At 68.9% G+C, this 16,184-nt stretch carries 16 protein-coding genes; 13 read left to right on the top strand and 3 right to left on the bottom strand.

What is annotated here, in order from left to right:
* The 3 genes from ACWELJ_RS01425 to ACWELJ_RS01415 form a co-directional block, all read left to right on the top strand.
* Positions 1-629: MFS transporter (locus tag ACWELJ_RS01425; protein ID WP_452364198.1), on the top strand; the 629-nt coding region annotated here is incomplete at its 5' end.
* 140 nt (positions 630-769) lie between these two features.
* On the top strand, positions 770-1,360 hold the full coding sequence (locus tag ACWELJ_RS01420; protein ID WP_452364197.1) for a DUF4334 domain-containing protein: 591 nt from the start codon (positions 770-772) through the stop codon (positions 1,358-1,360).
* 44 nt (positions 1,361-1,404) lie between these two features.
* Positions 1,405-2,664: an FAD-dependent oxidoreductase gene (locus ACWELJ_RS01415; RefSeq protein ID WP_452364196.1), complete on the top strand. Its 1,260-nt coding sequence runs from the start codon at positions 1,405-1,407 to the stop codon at positions 2,662-2,664.
* On the opposite strand, the gene ACWELJ_RS01410 is transcribed toward ACWELJ_RS01415, so the two are convergent.
* The gene (locus tag ACWELJ_RS01410) at positions 2,630-3,256 is read right to left on the bottom strand and encodes an alpha-ketoglutarate-dependent dioxygenase AlkB (protein WP_452364195.1); all 627 of its coding nucleotides are present in this window, start codon (positions 3,254-3,256) and stop codon (positions 2,630-2,632) included. The genes ACWELJ_RS01415 and ACWELJ_RS01410 overlap by 35 nt on opposite strands.
* A gap of 93 nt (positions 3,257-3,349) precedes the next feature.
* Here ACWELJ_RS01410 and ACWELJ_RS01405 point away from each other — a divergent pair, with 93 nt between their 5' ends.
* Genes ACWELJ_RS01405 through ACWELJ_RS01395 form a run of 3 tightly spaced genes read left to right on the top strand, consistent with a single transcriptional unit; the run spans position 3,350 to position 5,499 of the window.
* Positions 3,350-4,126: a hypothetical protein gene (locus ACWELJ_RS01405; RefSeq protein WP_452364194.1), complete on the top strand. Its 777-nt coding sequence runs from the start codon at positions 3,350-3,352 to the stop codon at positions 4,124-4,126.
* 1 nt (position 4,127) lies between these two features.
* Positions 4,128-4,697: a hypothetical protein gene (locus ACWELJ_RS01400; protein ID WP_452364193.1), complete on the top strand. Its 570-nt coding sequence runs from the start codon at positions 4,128-4,130 to the stop codon at positions 4,695-4,697.
* A gap of 7 nt (positions 4,698-4,704) precedes the next feature.
* Positions 4,705-5,499, top strand: a complete 795-nt coding sequence (locus ACWELJ_RS01395) for an HTTM domain-containing protein (protein WP_452364192.1) — start codon at positions 4,705-4,707, stop codon at positions 5,497-5,499.
* On the opposite strand, the gene ACWELJ_RS01390 is transcribed toward ACWELJ_RS01395, so the two are convergent.
* Positions 5,500-6,447, bottom strand: coding sequence for an alpha/beta fold hydrolase (locus tag ACWELJ_RS01390; protein WP_452364191.1), 948 nt, complete (start codon positions 6,445-6,447; stop codon positions 5,500-5,502).
* 41 nt (positions 6,448-6,488) lie between these two features.
* Here ACWELJ_RS01390 and ACWELJ_RS01385 point away from each other — a divergent pair, with 41 nt between their 5' ends.
* The gene (locus ACWELJ_RS01385) at positions 6,489-7,082 is read left to right on the top strand and encodes a TetR/AcrR family transcriptional regulator (RefSeq protein WP_452364190.1); all 594 of its coding nucleotides are present in this window, start codon (positions 6,489-6,491) and stop codon (positions 7,080-7,082) included.
* Between the two features lie 6 nt (positions 7,083-7,088).
* Here the strand turns inward: ACWELJ_RS01385 and ACWELJ_RS01380 are convergent, their stop codons facing one another.
* Complete coding sequence (locus ACWELJ_RS01380; RefSeq protein WP_452364189.1) at positions 7,089-7,979, bottom strand: alpha/beta fold hydrolase; 891 nt, start codon at positions 7,977-7,979, stop codon at positions 7,089-7,091.
* 296 nt (positions 7,980-8,275) lie between these two features.
* Between ACWELJ_RS01380 and pyrR the strand changes: the two genes are divergently transcribed.
* The 6 genes from pyrR to carB all read left to right on the top strand — a co-directional run bounded on the left by pyrR (position 8,276) and on the right by carB (position 16,181).
* Positions 8,276-8,908 (top strand): bifunctional pyr operon transcriptional regulator/uracil phosphoribosyltransferase PyrR, encoded by a 633-nt coding sequence (pyrR, locus tag ACWELJ_RS01375; protein WP_452364188.1) that lies wholly within the window; start codon positions 8,276-8,278, stop codon positions 8,906-8,908.
* A complete protein-coding gene (locus ACWELJ_RS01370) occupies positions 8,905-9,870 on the top strand; it encodes an aspartate carbamoyltransferase catalytic subunit (RefSeq protein WP_452364187.1) in 966 nt (321 codons plus the stop codon). The genes pyrR and ACWELJ_RS01370 overlap by 4 nt, the downstream gene beginning before the upstream one ends.
* Positions 9,867-11,159 carry a dihydroorotase gene (locus ACWELJ_RS01365; RefSeq protein ID WP_452364186.1) on the top strand — a complete coding sequence of 431 codons (1,293 nt, stop codon included), beginning with the start codon at positions 9,867-9,869 and terminating at the stop codon, positions 11,157-11,159. The genes ACWELJ_RS01370 and ACWELJ_RS01365 overlap by 4 nt, the downstream gene beginning before the upstream one ends.
* Positions 11,160-11,263: 104 nt before the next feature.
* A complete protein-coding gene (locus ACWELJ_RS01360; RefSeq protein WP_357286134.1) occupies positions 11,264-11,761 on the top strand; it encodes a PH-like domain-containing protein in 498 nt (165 codons plus the stop codon).
* Positions 11,758-12,876 carry a glutamine-hydrolyzing carbamoyl-phosphate synthase small subunit gene (carA, locus tag ACWELJ_RS01355; protein ID WP_452364185.1) on the top strand — a complete coding sequence of 373 codons (1,119 nt, stop codon included), beginning with the start codon at positions 11,758-11,760 and terminating at the stop codon, positions 12,874-12,876. The genes ACWELJ_RS01360 and carA overlap by 4 nt, the downstream gene beginning before the upstream one ends.
* Positions 12,876-16,181, top strand: a complete 3,306-nt coding sequence (carB, locus tag ACWELJ_RS01350; RefSeq protein WP_452364184.1) for a carbamoyl-phosphate synthase large subunit — start codon at positions 12,876-12,878, stop codon at positions 16,179-16,181. Before carA ends, carB begins: the two co-directional genes overlap by 1 nt.
* Positions 16,182-16,184: the final 3 nt, after the last annotated feature.

The following is a 16,184-nucleotide window of genomic DNA, read 5'->3' as shown; positions in this document are numbered from 1 at the left end:
CGCCATCTCCCAGTCCGGCGAGACCGATCCGGCTCGCGGCGGTGCGGCGGCTGGTGGCCGCGGCCTGCCTGGCCGGAGTGGTGACCATCGGCGACGGCTTCGTCTACCTGCTGTTGCGGCAGCGAGAACACCTGAGTGTCAGCTGGTTTCCGCTGCTGGCGGTCGGCACCAACCTGTCGTATCTGGTGCTGGCCACCCCGCTGGGCGTGCTCGCGGACCGGATCGGCCGCCTGCGGGTGGTGCTCGGCGGCTACACCGCGCTGGTGCTGGTGTACCTGCTGCTGTTCGGGCCGTTCGGCGGCACCGCGCTGCTGGTGGTGGTGCTCGCGCTCTACGGCCTGTTCTACGCCGCCACCGACGGCGTGCTGATGGCGCTGGCCGGTCCGGTGCTGCCGAAAGCGTTGCGCGCCACCGGGATCGCGCTGATCCAGACCGGTCAGGCGCTGTCCTGCCTGGTGTCGTCGGTGTTGTTCGGGCTGGCCTGGACGGTGTGGGGACCCGCGAACGCGAGCCGGGCCGCCGCGGGACTGGTGGCGGTGGCCGTGGTCGTGATCGCGGTGCTGCTGCGCGGCGTTCAGGCCGCCGGGACCGCCGAGGATGTCGCCGAGACCGCGGAGGAGCGCGCGTGAACCGGCGCATGGTGCCGGTCCTGCTCGGGGCGGTCGTGCCGGCCGTGTGCGGCATCGACATATTCGGCCAATTCGGTCGCCGGAATGGCACCTATGCTCTACCGGCCACCGCCCGGTTCGCGGCTACGGTGAGAGAAATCGTGTCGTCAACTCTCACCAAGGAGCTCATGATGGTTGCCGCCGACTCGGCGACGGACGATGCCGCGCGCCTGCGCGCCCTGATCGCGGACGCGGCCACCGCGGCCCAGGCGTGGGAGCTGTTCGACAGCCTGCCGGTGGTGGGCGTGGACGAGCTCACCACGGGTCGCTGGCGGGGCGCGGAAGTGGGGACCGGGCATCCGTGGGACGGCATGCTGGTTGAAACCGGTTGGTACGGAAAGCGGTTCGACAGCGCCGACAGCGTGCAACCGCTGCTGTTCCGGGCCCCGGACGGCGAGATCTTCCCGGTCGACCCGCGCCGGGTGCCGCTGTTCCTGGCGGGCAAGGTGCCGGTGACGGCGCTGTCCCCGGTGCGCCGCTCGCTCGGCGTCCTGCGGCCGATGCTGCGGACCACGACCCCGAAGGCTCGGCTGCGGAATCTGGAGTTCCGTGGAAAGTCCAGTGCCGCAATGATCTACGACCACCTGCCGATCATCGACGTCTTCCGCCGCGTCGACGCGGACACCCTGCTCGGCGTCATGGACATGCGCGGACTGGACGAGCCGTACTTCTTCGTCCTCTACCGCGACTAGCCCTACCATCGACGGTGACGGCGTCTTCGACTCGGGAGGTCCCGATGGAACGCACGACCTGTCTCATCGCCGGTGGGGGACCGGCGGGCATGTTCCTGGGGCTGATGCTGGCCCGCGCCGGCGTCGAGGTCACGGTGCTGGAGAAACACGGCGACTTCCTGCGCGACTTCCGCGGCGACACCGTGCATCCCACCACCCTGGACCTGATCGACGCCCTCGGCCTGCGCGAGGATTTCACGAAACTGCCGCAGCGGCGGCTCACCTCGATCCAGACCCCGATCGGCGGACGCCTGGTGCCGCTGGCGAGCTTCGACCACATCCCGGGGCGGCACAAGTACATCGCCATGGTGCCGCAGTGGGATCTGCTGGACCTGCTCGCCCGCGCCGGTGACAACGAACCGACCTTCCGGTTGCGCATGCGGACCGAGGCCGTCGACCTGCTGCGCACCGGCCCGGCGGTGACCGGCGTCCGTTATCGCACACCGGACGGCACGACCGGGGAGATCCACGCCGATCTCACCGTGGCCGCCGACGGTCGGGGCTCGGTGCTGCGCGCCGCCGCCGGGCTCGGTGTACGCCACTGGGCGACGCCCTTCGACGCCTGGTGGTTCCGGATCCCGCGCCACGACACCGATCCCGCCGGACTGATCCCGGTGGTCAGCGCCGACCGCGTGGCCGTCCTGTTCGATCGCGGCGACTACTGGCAGAGCGCGACCCTCATCGCGAAAGGCAGCGACGCGCGCCTGCGGGCGGAGAAGCCGGTCGGCGAGATCATGCGCCGCCTGGCCGAGGTGGTGCCCTGGCTGGCCGACCGCGCCGACGCCGTCCACGGCTGGGACGAGGTGAAACTCCTCGACGTCAAACTCGACCGGCTCGACCACTGGTACACCGATGGACTGCTCTGCCTCGGCGACGCCGCCCACGCCATGTCACCGATCGGCGGGGTCGGCATCAACCTGGCCGTCCAGGACGCGGTGGCCGCCGCCCGCATCCTCGCCCCGAAACTACTGTCCCACACCGTCACCACCGCCGACCTGGCCCGCGTGCAACGCCGCCGCCTGCTGCCCACCGCCGTCATCCAGGGCATGCAGCGCCTGGCCCACGCGCAGGTCGTGCGGCCCGCGGTGACGGGCCGGTTGAATATCGCCGACCTCCCGCGAACGCCCTTGCCGCTGCGGATCTTCCGCCACATCCCGATCCTGCGCAGCCTCCCGGTCTTCCTGGTGGCCCGCGGCGTCGTCCCGGAACCGATACCCGACTTCGCCCGCCCTACCGGACGCCGCGCGGCCGGAACTGAACGCTGATGCGCGGTCCCACGGGCCGCCGCGTCTTGGGCACCGCGTGCTCCCAGGTGCGCTGACACGAGCCGCCCATCACGATGAGATCCCCGTGTCCGAGCGCGTACCGCACACTGGCCCCGCCGCCGCGCGGGCGCAGCAGCAGCGACCGCGCCGCACCCACCGACACGATCGCCACCATGGTGTCGTCGGTGGCCCCACGCCCGATGGTGTCACCATGCCAGGCGACGCTGTCGTCCCCGTCGCGGTAGTAGCACAGGCCCGCAGTGGTGAACGGCTCGCCGAGCTCCTGGAAGTAGTACGCGCTCAACATGTTCCGCGCCTCGGTGAGGATGGGGTCGGGTAGCTCGCGCCCTTGGTCGTAGAACGACAGCAGCCGCGGCACATCCACCATCCGGTCGTACATGGCCCGGCGGTCCGCCCGCCACGGCACGTCCGCCGCCAGCCGCTCGAACAGCTCGTCCGCCCCGCTCAACCATCCGGGCAGCACGTCCACCCAGGCGCCATCGCCGAGTTCGGTGCGCCGCAGGCCGTCCAGCCCGCCCAGCTCGACCTCCCCGAACCCATCGAACAGCGATCCCTGCAGTGGCGTCGACATGCGTAGGACGCTACCACGTGATCGAACATATGTTCGCTGTGTAGGGTTTTTCGCAGGTCCAAGGGATTCACCACCAGTGCTGGAGGTCGAGTTATGGATCAAGACACGATGCTGCAACTCGCCGCCGACGAGCTCGCGACGCGGGCGCTCCGGTATCGCGAGATCGAGATTCTCGACTACATCCCCTCGCAGCCGGATCGCGTGCTGCTCTGTCCCGAAGGTTCGGTGCGTGTCTTCGTCACCGCCGAGGGTGATCCGCTGCTGCGACAGGTGCGAGACGCGGCCGCCCACAGCGAAGGCGCGGACGTCCACTTGGTCGAGAATGTGATCAGGCCCCGCTTCGAGGGACGCACGAGCCTTTCGCCGTATCAAGTCTGGCGGCTGCTGCAACGCTCGCCCGTCTTCGCGAGCATCCGCTACGGCGGCCGCACCCTCGCGACGAATGTCTTCCCGCCCGACGACCTCGGGATGGTCATCCTCGACAATCCGTACAACGGCGGACAGCTGAACCCGACGACGCTGACTCTGGTCGAGCACCGGCGCGACGATGCCGAGGTCGGATTGGCGGCGGTGGCCCTCAAGTACGCGCCGCCGCTGACCCCGGCCGAACGCGCCGCCTTGGCGCAGGTTCCCGAGGACCAGCTGGAAGGGAACATGACGATCGCCGGGAGTTGCTGCCACAACGGCACTTTTGTCGTCTGGGCCGCCACAGCTATCGCCGTCACCGTCATCGTCGTCGCCACGGCCGCCGTCCGGTCCGAGGAGGAGCAGCAGCACCTGTCGGACGAGCACATCCAGCGTGTGGGTCCGTCGGCGACCGCCCGGGAATTGCTCGACATTCGCCGCGAAGCCCTCGGACACCTGCACTGACATGGCCCTCGACGACCTGATTTTCGCCGTGCCGGCGACATTTCTCTTGTCGTGGTTCACGGTGTCGGCGCTGTGTCAGATACCGCGGAAGCTCCAGACATGGGAGGCCACCGGAGTGGAGCGGTGGGTTCGCGTGCACGATATCTGCGGATTGGTGCCGCGCTGGCATTTCTTCGCGCCGACGCCGGCGACCGACGATCTGCATCTGCTGTATCGCGACAAGTTGCCGGACGGCCGCGTCGCACGGTGGTGCGAGGTGCCCCCGGGCGTGCCACCGAAATGGTTGGGGCCCGTGTGGAATCCGCGCAGGCGGCAGAACAAGGCCCTGATCGACATCTCGGTCGAACTCGCGAAGACATGCGTGGCGCTGGACCGCGACATCGCCCGGATCCAGCTCTCACTGGCGTATATCGCGACGCTCAACTTCGTCTGCGGTCTGCCGCGCGACCACCGTGCCGCCGCCACCCAGTTCCTCATCATGCGGTCGAAGGGAATGGACGACAATGCCGACCACCACGTGATCTTCCTGTCGCCCATGCATTCCTCGGAACCCGCGCCGAGCGAGGTGTAGACCGCCGATGCTCACCACCTCGAACGCGCTGTACCTGTCGGCGGCGATCGGATCGGTCGCCGTCATCATCGGGTCGCTGGAGCGGCTGGCGGCGCCGCGGCTGCTCGCCGACGGCGCCCTCGCCGGCTGGCCGGTCTCGGCGACGAGCGCGCGTCTGCTGACTCGGAGGTCGTTCCAACGCAGTGTCGGACAGCTACTGGTGTATCCGAGAGTGCTCGGTCTCATCGCCGCCTGCCTGGCGTGCGCGGTGCTGCTGGTCGTGCACCCGTCGTCCGCGCTGAACGCCGTGGCGGCCGGCGTGATCGCCGCGACCTACATTCTGCTGAGCATGCGCTCCCGCTTCGGGGGCGACGGGGCCGACCAGATGACGATCATCCTCTTCGTAGCCCTGGCACTGGCCTTCGCCATTGGCCAGCAGCGCGCCGAGGTGATCGTCCTCTGGTTCATCACGGCCCAGGTGTGCCTCGCGTACTTCACCGCCGGCGTGGCGAAGCTGGTCAGCCCCCTGTGGCGCAGCGGCGCGGCGCTCCCGGAGATCCTGGCGACCCGCGCCTACGGGCATCGCCGGGCCGCCAAGACCCTTGCACGCCATCGCACCACCGCGACGGCGATGAGCTGGTCGGTGATCCTGCTGGAATGCGGTTTCCCGCTGGTCCTGCTCGGCATCACACCGCTCACCTACCTGCTCGTGATCAGCGGAGCCCTCCTGCACCTCGGCACCGCGATCCTCATGCGCCTCAACACTTTTCTGTGGGCGTTCCTCGCCACCTATCCGGCGGTCGTCTACTGCGCGACGACCTGATCAGGCCCGCACCTGATCGTGCTGCGCTACGAAACCGAGGAAGCGCGGAATCACCGTTTCCGGTATCGCCCACAACATTTCGTGCCCAACGCCGGGGTAGATCTCGATATCGGCTGCCGGAATGCACTCCCGCGCCCGCGCCGCTGCCGCGTGCGCGTCATTGGCGATCGTCGTCTCCCCGAACAGCACCAGCATCGGTGCGGTGACCCTGGCCAACTGCTCGTCGGGCAGCAGCCGCGACCACGGCATCGCGATGCGGAACTTCAATGCGGCCAAAGTCAGGGTCCACATCTCCTCGGTGAGCTGCACCCCCGGCATCATCCACTCCAGGAACTTCTCCATCTTCTCCCGCGTCGGCCGGATCCCGCCGAGCAGGAACTTGAACAGCAGTCCCCACTTCGGCTTGACGAACGACGCCGCATCGGGTTCGAGCATGCTGATGCTGGCCAGCCGATCCGACCGCTGCGACGCGAACAGCAGTGACAGCCACGATCCCCCCGAATACCCGGCCAGATGCACCCGCTCGGCCCCGATCCCGTCGAACACCTCGACCAGCCACCGAACGATGTCGTCCTGCCCCTTCAACGGCGCGGTCTGTTCACTACGCCCCGCCCACCCCAGCGGATCCACCGTGTACACGACGTGCTCGCGCGACATCTCCTCGATGAAGGGCATCCAGAACAACCCCATCCCCGGCATCCCGGGCAGCAACACGATCGGTGCACCTTCGCCACTCCCGGACTTGCGCACTCGCGTTGTCCCGAAAGAGGTTTCGACGTCGATATCGGTCGCCGCCACCGGCCATTGCGTCGCCAGCTCGTCATAGGCCCGCAGGTAATCGCGCTTCGCCTGCTCGTTCTTGAATCGCCCGATCTTGGCCATGTGAGCCTCCCCGTCCATCATCGTTGATGATACGAACGTACCATAAAAATGATATGGGCGTACCATCAAAATCTTCGTTGCCCAGGAGTAGTGAGAGAGCTGGTCAGATGCCTCGTTTGGTCGATCACGAGCAGCGCCGTCGGGAGATCACCACTGCCGCACGGACTGTCGTCGCCGCCGGTGGACTCGATGCCGCCACGTTTCAAGCGGTGGCGGCCGAGGCGGGGATCTCGGTTCGGCTGATCCAGTACTACTTCGGGACCAAACGGGATTTGATGCTCGCCACGCACACCGCGGTCGTGGCGGATTTCGGGGTGGGGTTCACCGAACAGTTCACCGCGCTCGGGCCAGCGGCGACGCCGCGGGAGATCATCCGCGCTTTCGCGGTCGGGCTGCTGCCGCTCGATGAGCGAAGGCGGCAGGACAATCTGGTGTTCGCGGCCTTCCACGCGGCCAATCTGACCGGGAACACGGTCACCTCCGAGGAGATGATGGGGGCGCCGCGCTACCTGGTCACCGTGATCACCGAGCAGCTACTGCGCGTTCGAGGGGTCGAATCCGATACGCACGCGGCGGAATTGGACGCCGAACTGATCGTCGGCGGCGTCAGCAGCATCACCCAGTTCGTGCTGGCCGGTGGTGCCACCCGAGAGCGGGCGGTCGAACTGCTCGACCGCCTGCTCGACAGGATGCTGCCGTAAGGGCGGTCAGCCCCGCTCGTCGCCGATATGGGCGCGGACGAAATCGACCACGGCGTCGGTGAATTCGTCATTGGCGTCGCTGGCCGCGGTGTGGGCGGCGGTGCCGATCTCGATGTACTCGGCATGCGGGGTCAGGGCGCGGAAGGCCGTCACGCCCTCCTCGCTGACCACATCGGACAGCGCGCCGCGCACCAGGAGAGTCGGGATGCTCAGCTGCTTTGCCGCGTTCTCGAGCGCCTCGGTGTGCACGTCGATCTCCTCGCCGCGCCCGTCGCGCGGGCCGCCCATCATGGCCGGATCCCAGTGCCAGTACCAGCGGCCGTCCTCGCGCTTGCGCAGATTGCGTTGCAGCCCTTCGGGATTGCGCGGGCGGCGGCGGTGGGGGAGGTAGGCGGCGACGGCGTCGGCGGCCTCCTCGAGGCTGGCGAAGCCCTCGGGATTGCTGGAGAGGAAGTTGATGACGCGCTCGACGCCCTTGCGTTCGGGGCGGGGCACCACATCGACCAGGACCAGGCCGGTGATGCGCGCGGCCTCGGGGTGGGTGGTGGCCATCAGGCCGGTGAGGCCGCCCATGGACGCGCCGACGATGAAGGCGGGCTCGCCCAGTTGTTCGAGCACGGCCATCAGGTCCTCGACCATGGCCTCGCGGCGGTAGTTGCCGTCCGGATCCCAGTCGCTGTCGCCGTGGCCGCGCGCGTCGAGCAGGACCGCGTGCATGCCGGCCTTGGCCAGCGCCAGTCCGGAGTCCTTCCAGGAACCGCGGGTCTGTCCGCCGCCGTGCAGGAATACCACCAGTGGGCCGTCCTGGGGTCCCCAGCTGTCTCCGGCGATGGTGATGCCGCCGTACCCGCGGAAGTTGACCCGGGCGGGTTCGGTGAATTCAGCGTCATTGCTCACTCTCCGAGCATCGCACACGTCGATATACGGTGTATGACAACCGGCCGGTAGCTAAGACGGGGGATCGGTCCGGCGGCGTGAACCCTGCCACAGTGGCCGGATGACCGTATTGCTGCGGACTTGCCGGTGACCCCGGCGATCACGGGTTCCGGCAGGTCGTAACGGGTGCGGCGGTGGTACGCCGGTCGGCGACGCGCGGGGGTGCGGGGTCGGGGGCGCATTCGCGCGCTGGTAGGGTCACTGCCCGAAAGACATCCTTTAACGGACCGTCCCGTGAGGCGGGGAAGGAGGTCGGCATGGCTGTGCCCGAAGACCGGGCGGCCAAGTCGAGCGCTGCCGAGCAGCGGCACGACCCGGACCGGGTCGAGACCGGACGCGAACTGCTCTCCGATTCCGACGTCGGCCGGACCATCGCCCGCATGGCCCACCAGATCATCGAGAAGACCGCCCTGGACTCCGGTGATCCACAGGTTGCCCGTGTGGTGCTGATCGGAATCCCCACCCGCGGAACCACTCTGGCCCATCGCCTGGCCGGCCGGATCGAGGAATTCTCCGGCGTCCGCCCCGCGATCGGCTCCCTCGACATCACCCTCTACCGCGACGACCTGCGCTCCAAGCCGCATCGTCCGCTCGAGCGCACATCAGTGCCCGAGGGCGGCATCGAGGACGCGCTGGTCGTGCTCGTCGACGACGTGCTCTTCTCCGGCCGCACCGTGCGCTCGGCGCTCGACGGCCTGCGCGACCTGGGCCGCCCCCGCGCGGTGCAGCTCGCCGTGCTCATCGACCGCGGCCACCGCGAACTTCCCATCCGCGCCGACTACGTCGGCAAGAACGTGCCGACCGCGCGCACCGAGGACATCTCGGTGCTGCTGCGCGAGCACGACGGCCGCGACGGCGTGTACCTGCGCCAGGAGGGTGACGCCCAGTGAAGCACCTGCTCTCGGTCACCGACCTGGACCGCGAGACCGCCAATGGCCTGCTCGACGAGGCCGAGCGGTTCGAACAGGCGCTGCTGGGCCGCGAGGTCAAGAAGCTCCCGACGCTGCGTGGCCGCACCGTCATGACCGTGTTCTTCGAGAACTCCACCCGCACCCGGGTCTCCTTCGAGGTCGCGGGCAAGTGGATGAGCGCCGACGTCATCAATGTGAGCGCGTCGAGTTCCTCGGTCTCCAAGGGCGAATCGCTGCGCGACACCGCCCTGACCCTGCACGCGGCCGGCGCCGACGCGCTCATCGTGCGCCACCCCGCCTCGGGCGCCGCGCATCAGATCGCGCGCTGGTTCAACGAGATGGACGAGGCGGCAAGCGGTTACGCCGGCCCCGGTCCCGCCATCATCAATGCCGGTGACGGCACCCACGAGCACCCCACCCAGGCGCTGCTGGACGCGCTGACCCTGCGTCAGCGCCTCGGCGACCTGGAAGGCAAGCGGGTCGTGCTGGTCGGCGACATCCTGCACAGTCGGGTCGCCCGCTCCAACGCCTTCCTGCTCAGCACCCTGGGCGCCGAGGTGGTGCTGGTCTCGCCGCGCACCCTGCTGCCGGTCGGCGTGGAGGCCTGGCCCGTGCGGGTCTCGGACTCCCTGGACGCCGAACTGCCCGGCGCGGACGCGGTCATGATGCTGCGCGTGCAGGCCGAGCGCATGAACGGCGGCTTCTTCCCGTCGGCGCGCGAGTACTCGATCCGCTACGGCCTCAACGAGCGCCGCATGAAGCTGCTCGACGAGCACGCGGTGGTGCTGCACCCCGGCCCCATGCTGCGCGGTATGGAGATCGGCTTCTCCGTCGCCGATTCCCCGAAAGCGGCTGTGCTGCAACAGGTCAACAACGGAGTCCATATGCGCATGGCGGTGCTGTTCCGCCTGCTGGTCGGAACCGACGAGGTGGTGGCATGAGCATCCTGATCCAGAACGTCCTTCTGTACGGCGAAGGCGACGCGGTCGACGTGCTGGTCGCCGACGGTGAGATCCGCGAGATCGGCGCGGGCCTGACCGCCCCGGACGCCGAGATCGTCGACGGCCAGGGCCAGTACCTGCTGCCCGGCTTCATCGACCTGCACACCCACCTGCGCGAGCCCGGCCGCGAGGACACCGAGACCATCGAATCCGGTTCCGCCGCAGCCGCTCTGGGCGGCTACACCGCCGTGTTCGCGATGGCCAACACCAGCCCGGTCGCCGACACCTCGGTCATCACCGACCACGTGTGGAAGCGCGGCCAGGAAGTCGGCCTGGTCGACGTGCACCCGGTCGGCGCGGTCACCGTGGGGCTCGAGGGCAAGCAGCTCGCCGAGATGGGCACCATGGCCGCCGGCGTCGGCGCGGTGCGCATGTTCTCCGACGACGGCCACTGCGTCTACGACCCGCTGATCATGCGCCGCGCCCTCGAATACGCGAACTCCCTGGGCGTCCTCATCGCCCAGCACGCGGAGGAGCCGCGCCTGACCAAGGGCGCCGTCGCCCACGAGGGCCCGACCGCCTCGCGCCTGGGCCTGGCCGGCTGGCCGCGCGCCGCCGAGGAGTCCATCGTGGCGCGCGACGCCCTGCTGGCCCGCGACGCCGGAGCCCGCGTGCACATCTGCCACGCCTCCACCGCCGGCACCGTCGAACTGCTGAAATGGGCCAAGTCCCAGGGCATTTCGATCACCGCCGAGGTGACCCCGCACCACCTGCTGCTCGACGACTCGCGGCTGGAGACCTACGACGCGGTGAACCGGGTGAACCCGCCGCTGCGCGAATCCTCCGACGTGACCGCGCTGCGGCAGGCCCTGGCCGAGGGCGTCATCGACTGTGTCGCCACCGACCACGCCCCGCACGCCGACCAGGACAAGTGCTGCGAGTTCGCGGCCGCGCGTCCGGGCATGCTGGGTCTGGAGACGGCGCTGTCGATCATCGTGGAGACCATGGTCAACCCCGGACTGCTCGACTGGCGCGGAGTCGCGCGGGTCATGAGCGAGAACCCGGCGCGGATCGTGGGCCTGGACGATCAGGGCCGGCCGCTCGCGGTCGGCGAACCCGCCAACCTGGTGCTGATCGACCCGGCCGCCGAATGGACGGTGGAGGCGGACAACCTCGCCTCGATCGCCCGCAACACGCCCTTCCAGGCGATGACCCTGCCCGCGAAGGTGACCGCCACCTTCCTGCGCGGCCGGCTCACCGCCCGGGACGGCAGGATCGTCGCCGGTTAGCGGCGGGTGGGGAACCACGGGATGAGCGATCAGGGGCCGGAGGCGGCAGCTTGCGTACCCACGCAGGCCCCCTCGCACATCCCAAGACGACACGGAGAACCGAAATGCGACTGCTGCAAGTGCTGATTCTGCTGGCCTTGTTCGTGCTGTGCCTGGGACTCATGTACTGGGCGTGGACGGGCCGGGCCAAGAAGCAGGCGGGCGCGATCGGCGACCTGCCCGCGGTGCCCGCCGACTGCGGCGCGCAGCTGTTGGAGCCCACCACGGGGCTCTACCTCGGCAGCACCCTCGCCCCCAGCTGGATTCAGCGAATCACGGTGGGCGACCTGGGTTTCCGCGCCACCGCGGAGCTGACCCGATTCGAACGCGGCATCCTGCTGGAGCGGGATGGCGCGGCGACGATCTGGATTCCGCAGGAATCCATCACCGCGGTGCGCGCCGAGCGCGGGCACGCGGGCAAAGTGATGACAGAAGACGGTGTGCTGGTGATTCGCTGGACGCTGCCGACCGGGACCGAGGTGGATACCGGTTTCCGCGGTGACGACAAAGCGGTGTACCCGGCATGGACCGCAGCAGCTACGAAGACGGGAGACGAGGCATGAGCAGCGGAAATACTGCCGTGATGGTGCTCGAGGACGGCCGCGTGTTCCGCGGGACGACCTTCGGCGCCGTCGGGCAGACCTTGGGTGAGGCGGTGTTCTGTACCGCCATGACGGGCTATCAGGAGACCCTCACCGACCCCAGCTACGACCGCCAGATCGTGGTGGCCACCGCGCCGCAGATCGGCAACACCGGCTGGAACGACGAGGACGACGAGTCCTCGAAGATCTGGGTGGCGGGTTACGCCGTGCGCGACCCCGCGCGCCGCGCCTCCAACTGGCGCGCCAACCGCACCCTGCAGGCCGAGCTGGAGAACCAGAACATCGTCGGCATCGCGGGCATCGACACCCGCGCGGTGGTGCGGCACCTGCGTACCGCCGGTTCCATGAAGGCGGGCATCTTCTCGGGCGAGTCGCTGGCCGACTACGAGGAGCTGGTCGCCCGGGTCAACGGCCAGCAGTCCATGCTGGGCGCGGACCTGGCCGGCGAGGTCTCCACCGACGAGATGTACACCATCGACCCGATCGGCGAGCATCGCTTCACCGTGGTCGCGGTCGACCTGGGCATCAAGTCCAACACCCCGCGCATGTTCGCCCAGCGCGGCATGCGGGTGCACGTGGTCCCCTCCAACGTGACCCTGGACCAGATCAAGGAACTGAACCCCAACGGCGTGTTCCTGTCCAACGGCCCGGGCGACCCGGCCACCGCCGACGCGCAGGTCGCGCTCACCCAGGGCGTCCTGGGCGAGGGCATCCCGCTGTTCGGCATCTGCTTCGGCAACCAGATCCTGGGCCGGGCGCTGGGCCGCAACACCTACAAGATGAAGTTCGGCCACCGCGGCATCAATGTGCCGGTCGTCGAACATCATTCGGGCCGGATCTCGATCACCGCGCAGAACCACGGCTTCGCCCTCGAGGGCGAGCGCGGCGAGGTCTTCGACACCCCGTTCGGCAAGGCCGAGGTCAGCCACGTGTGCGCCAACGACGGTGTCGTCGAAGGTGTGCAGCTGGTCGACGGCAAAGCCTTCTCCGTGCAGTACCACCCCGAGGCCGCGGCCGGACCCCACGACGCCGCCTACCTGTTCGACCGTTTCGCCACGCTGATGGAAGGAGCCTGATGCCACGCCGCACCGATCTCAACCACATCCTGGTGATCGGCTCGGGCCCGATCGTCATCGGCCAGGCTTGCGAGTTCGACTACTCGGGAACCCAGGCGTGCCGGGTCCTCAAGTCCGAGGGCCTGCGCGTGTCGCTGGTGAACTCCAACCCGGCGACCATCATGACCGACCCCGAGTTCGCCGACTCGACCTATGTCGAACCGATCACCTGGGAATTCGTCGAGAAGGTCATCGCCAAGGAGCGCCCCGACGCCATCCTCGCGACCCTCGGCGGCCAGACCGCGCTCAACTGCGCTGTCGCCCTGCACGAGAACGGCGTTCTCGAGAAGTACAACGTCGAGCTGATCGGCGCCGACTTCGAGGCCATCCAGCGTGGTGAGGACCGCCAGAAGTTCAAGGACATCGTCGCCAAGGTCGGCGGCGAGTCCGCGCGCTCCAAGGTCTGCTACACCATGGACGAGGTCCGCGACACCGTTGCCGAACTCGGCTTCCCGGTCGTCGTGCGCCCGTCGTTCACCATGGGCGGCCTGGGCTCGGGCATGGCCTACAACCATGACGACCTCGACCGCATCGCCGGCGGCGGCCTGGCCGCCTCGCCGACCGCGAACGTGCTCATCGAGGAATCCATCCTGGGCTGGAAGGAATTCGAGCTCGAGCTCATGCGCGACCGCAACGACAATGTGGTCATCGTCTGCTCGATCGAGAACGTGGACCCGATGGGCGTGCACACCGGTGACTCGGTCACCGTCGCCCCGGCCATGACCCTCACCGACCGCGAATACCAGAAGATGCGCGATCTGGGCATCGCCATCCTGCGTGAGGTCGGCGTCGACACCGGCGGCTGCAATATCCAGTTCGCGGTGGACCCGCGCGACGGCCGCCTGATCGTCATCGAGATGAACCCGCGCGTGTCGCGCTCGTCGGCGCTGGCGTCCAAGGCCACCGGCTTCCCGATCGCCAAGATCGCCGCCAAGCTGGCGATCGGCTACACCCTCGACGAGATCGTCAACGACATCACCAAGGAGACCCCGGCCTGTTTCGAGCCCACGCTCGACTACGTGGTCGTCAAGGCTCCGCGCTTCGCCTTCGAGAAGTTCCCGGGCGCCGACGCCACGCTGACCACGACCATGAAGTCGGTCGGCGAGGCGATGTCGATGGGCCGCAACTTCTCCGAGGCGCTGGGCAAGGTGCTGCGCTCGCTCGAGACCAAGGCCACCGGCTTCTGGACCCTGCCCGACGGTGAATGGACCGACGTGCAGGCCATTCTCGACGACCTCAAGGTCCCCACCGAGGGCCGCATCTACCAGGTGGAGCGCGCGCTGCGCCTGGGCGCGAGCATCGAGGACACCGCCGCCGCCTCCGGCATCGACCCCTGGTTCGTCGCCGAGGTCGCCGCCCTGGTGGAGCTGCGTCAGGAGATCATCGACGCCCCCGTGCTGGACGAGCCGTTGCTGCGCACCGCCAAGCACTACGGCCTGTCGGATCGCCAGATCGCCGCGCTGCGACCGGAACTCGCGGGTGAGGGCGGAGTGCGCGAGCTGCGCCACCGCCTGCACATCCGCCCGGTGTTCAAGACCGTCGACACCTGCGCCGCCGAGTTCGAGGCCAAGACCCCGTACCACTACTCGGCCTACGAGCTCGATCCCGCCGCGGAGTCCGAGGTCGCGCCGCAGCAGGAACGCGAGAAGGTCATCATCCTCGGCTCGGGTCCCAACCGCATCGGCCAGGGCATCGAGTTCGACTACTCGTGTGTGCACGCCGCGCAGACCCTGTCGGCCGCGGGCTACGAGACCATCATGGTCAACTGCAACCCGGAGACGGTCTCGACCGACTACGACACCGCCGACCGCCTCTACTTCGAGCCGCTCACCTTCGAGGACGTGCTCGAGGTGTACCACGCCGAAACCGAGTCCGGCACCGTCGCGGGCGTCATCTGCCAGCTGGGCGGGCAGACCCCGCTGAGCCTGGCGCAGCGCCTGACCGACGCGGGCGTGCCCGTGGTCGGCACCTCGGCGGCGGCCATCGACCTGGCCGAGGACCGTGGCGAGTTCGGCGATGTGCTGGTCGCGGCCGGTCTTCCGGCTCCCAAGTACGGCACCGCCACCACGTTCCCGCAGGCGAAGAAGATCGCCAACGAGATCGGCTACCCGGTGCTGGTGCGCCCGTCCTACGTGCTGGGCGGCCGCGGCATGGAGATCGTCTACGACGAGACCTCGCTCGAGGACTACATCTCCCGCGCCACCGAGATCACCCCGGACCACCCGGTGCTGGTCGACCGGTTCCTGGAGGACGCCATCGAGATCGACGTCGACGCCCTGTGCGACGGCGAGGAGGTCTACCTGGGCGGCGTCATGGAGCACATCGAGGAAGCCGGTATCCACTCCGGTGACTCGGCGTGCGCCCTGCCGCCGATCACCCTGGGCCGCAGCGATATCGAGGCCGTGCGCCGCTCCACCGCCGCGCTCGCCAAGGGCATCGGTGTCAAGGGCCTGCTCAACGTGCAGTACGCGCTCAAGGACGACGTGCTCTACGTCCTCGAGGCCAACCCGCGCGCCAGCCGCACCGTGCCGTTCGTCTCCAAGGCCACCGCGGTGCCGCTGGCCAAGGCCGCGGCGCGCATCGCCCTGGGCGCCACCATCGCCGAGCTGCGCAAGGAGGGCCTGCTCCCGGCCGAGGGCGACGGCGGCTACGCGCCGATCGACGCTCCGGTCGCGGTCAAGGAAGCCGTCCTGCCGTTCCACCGCTTCCGCCGCCCCGACGGCAGCGGCGTGGATTCGCTGCTCTCCCCGGAGATGAAGTCCACCGGCGAGGTCATGGGCATCGACGCCGACTTCGGCACCGCCTTCGCCAAGTCGCAGTCCGCCGCCTACGGTTCGCTGCCGACCGAGGGCACCGCCTTCGTCTCGATCGCCAACCGTGACAAGCGCGCCATGGTGTTCCCGGTCAAGCGCCTGCACGACCTGGGCTTCCGCATCCTCGCCACCGAGGGCACCGCGGAGATGCTGCGCCGCAACGGCATTCCGTGCGATCGGGTGCGCAAGCACTCCGACAACGCGCCGGACGAGCCCAGCATCGTGGACATGATCAAGGACGGCGACGTCGACATCGTGTTCAACACGCCCTACGGCAACAACGGCCCGCGCGTGGACGGCTACGAGATCCGCACCGCCGCGGTCGGCGCGAACATCCCGTGCATCACGACCGTGCAGGGCGCGGCCGCGGCCGTGCAGGGCATCGAGGCCACCATTCGCGGCGGCATCGGCGTGCGGTCCCTGCAGGAACTGCACGCGGTGCTGCGCGGATGAGCG

It is taken from the genome of Nocardia sp. NPDC004582, assembly GCF_053602115.1.
This window is presented reverse-complemented; position numbering and strand designations above follow the sequence as displayed.

Bases quoted from the DNA above. Each gene is read 5' to 3' on its own strand.
- ACWELJ_RS01400 (WP_452364193.1), top strand. From the start codon at position 4,128: ATGGCCCTCGACGACCTGATTTTCGCCGTGCCGGCGACATTTCTCTTG.
- carB (WP_452364184.1), top strand. From the start codon at position 12,876: ATGCCACGCCGCACCGATCTCAACCACATCCTGGTGATCGGCTCGGGC.
- ACWELJ_RS01360 (WP_357286134.1), top strand. From the start codon at position 11,264: ATGCGACTGCTGCAAGTGCTGATTCTGCTGGCCTTGTTCGTGCTGTGC.
- ACWELJ_RS01395 (WP_452364192.1), top strand. From the start codon at position 4,705: ATGCTCACCACCTCGAACGCGCTGTACCTGTCGGCGGCGATCGGATCG.
- ACWELJ_RS01405 (WP_452364194.1), top strand. From the start codon at position 3,350: ATGGATCAAGACACGATGCTGCAACTCGCCGCCGACGAGCTCGCGACG.
- ACWELJ_RS01365 (WP_452364186.1), top strand. From the start codon at position 9,867: ATGAGCATCCTGATCCAGAACGTCCTTCTGTACGGCGAAGGCGACGCG.
- ACWELJ_RS01415 (WP_452364196.1), top strand. From the start codon at position 1,405: ATGGAACGCACGACCTGTCTCATCGCCGGTGGGGGACCGGCGGGCATG.
- ACWELJ_RS01390 (WP_452364191.1), bottom strand. From the start codon at position 6,447: ATGGTACGCCCATATCATTTTTATGGTACGTTCGTATCATCAACGATG.
- carA (WP_452364185.1), top strand. From the start codon at position 11,758: ATGAGCAGCGGAAATACTGCCGTGATGGTGCTCGAGGACGGCCGCGTG.
- ACWELJ_RS01385 (WP_452364190.1), top strand. From the start codon at position 6,489: ATGCCTCGTTTGGTCGATCACGAGCAGCGCCGTCGGGAGATCACCACT.
- pyrR (WP_452364188.1), top strand. From the start codon at position 8,276: ATGGCTGTGCCCGAAGACCGGGCGGCCAAGTCGAGCGCTGCCGAGCAG.
- ACWELJ_RS01410 (WP_452364195.1), bottom strand. From the start codon at position 3,256: ATGTCGACGCCACTGCAGGGATCGCTGTTCGATGGGTTCGGGGAGGTC.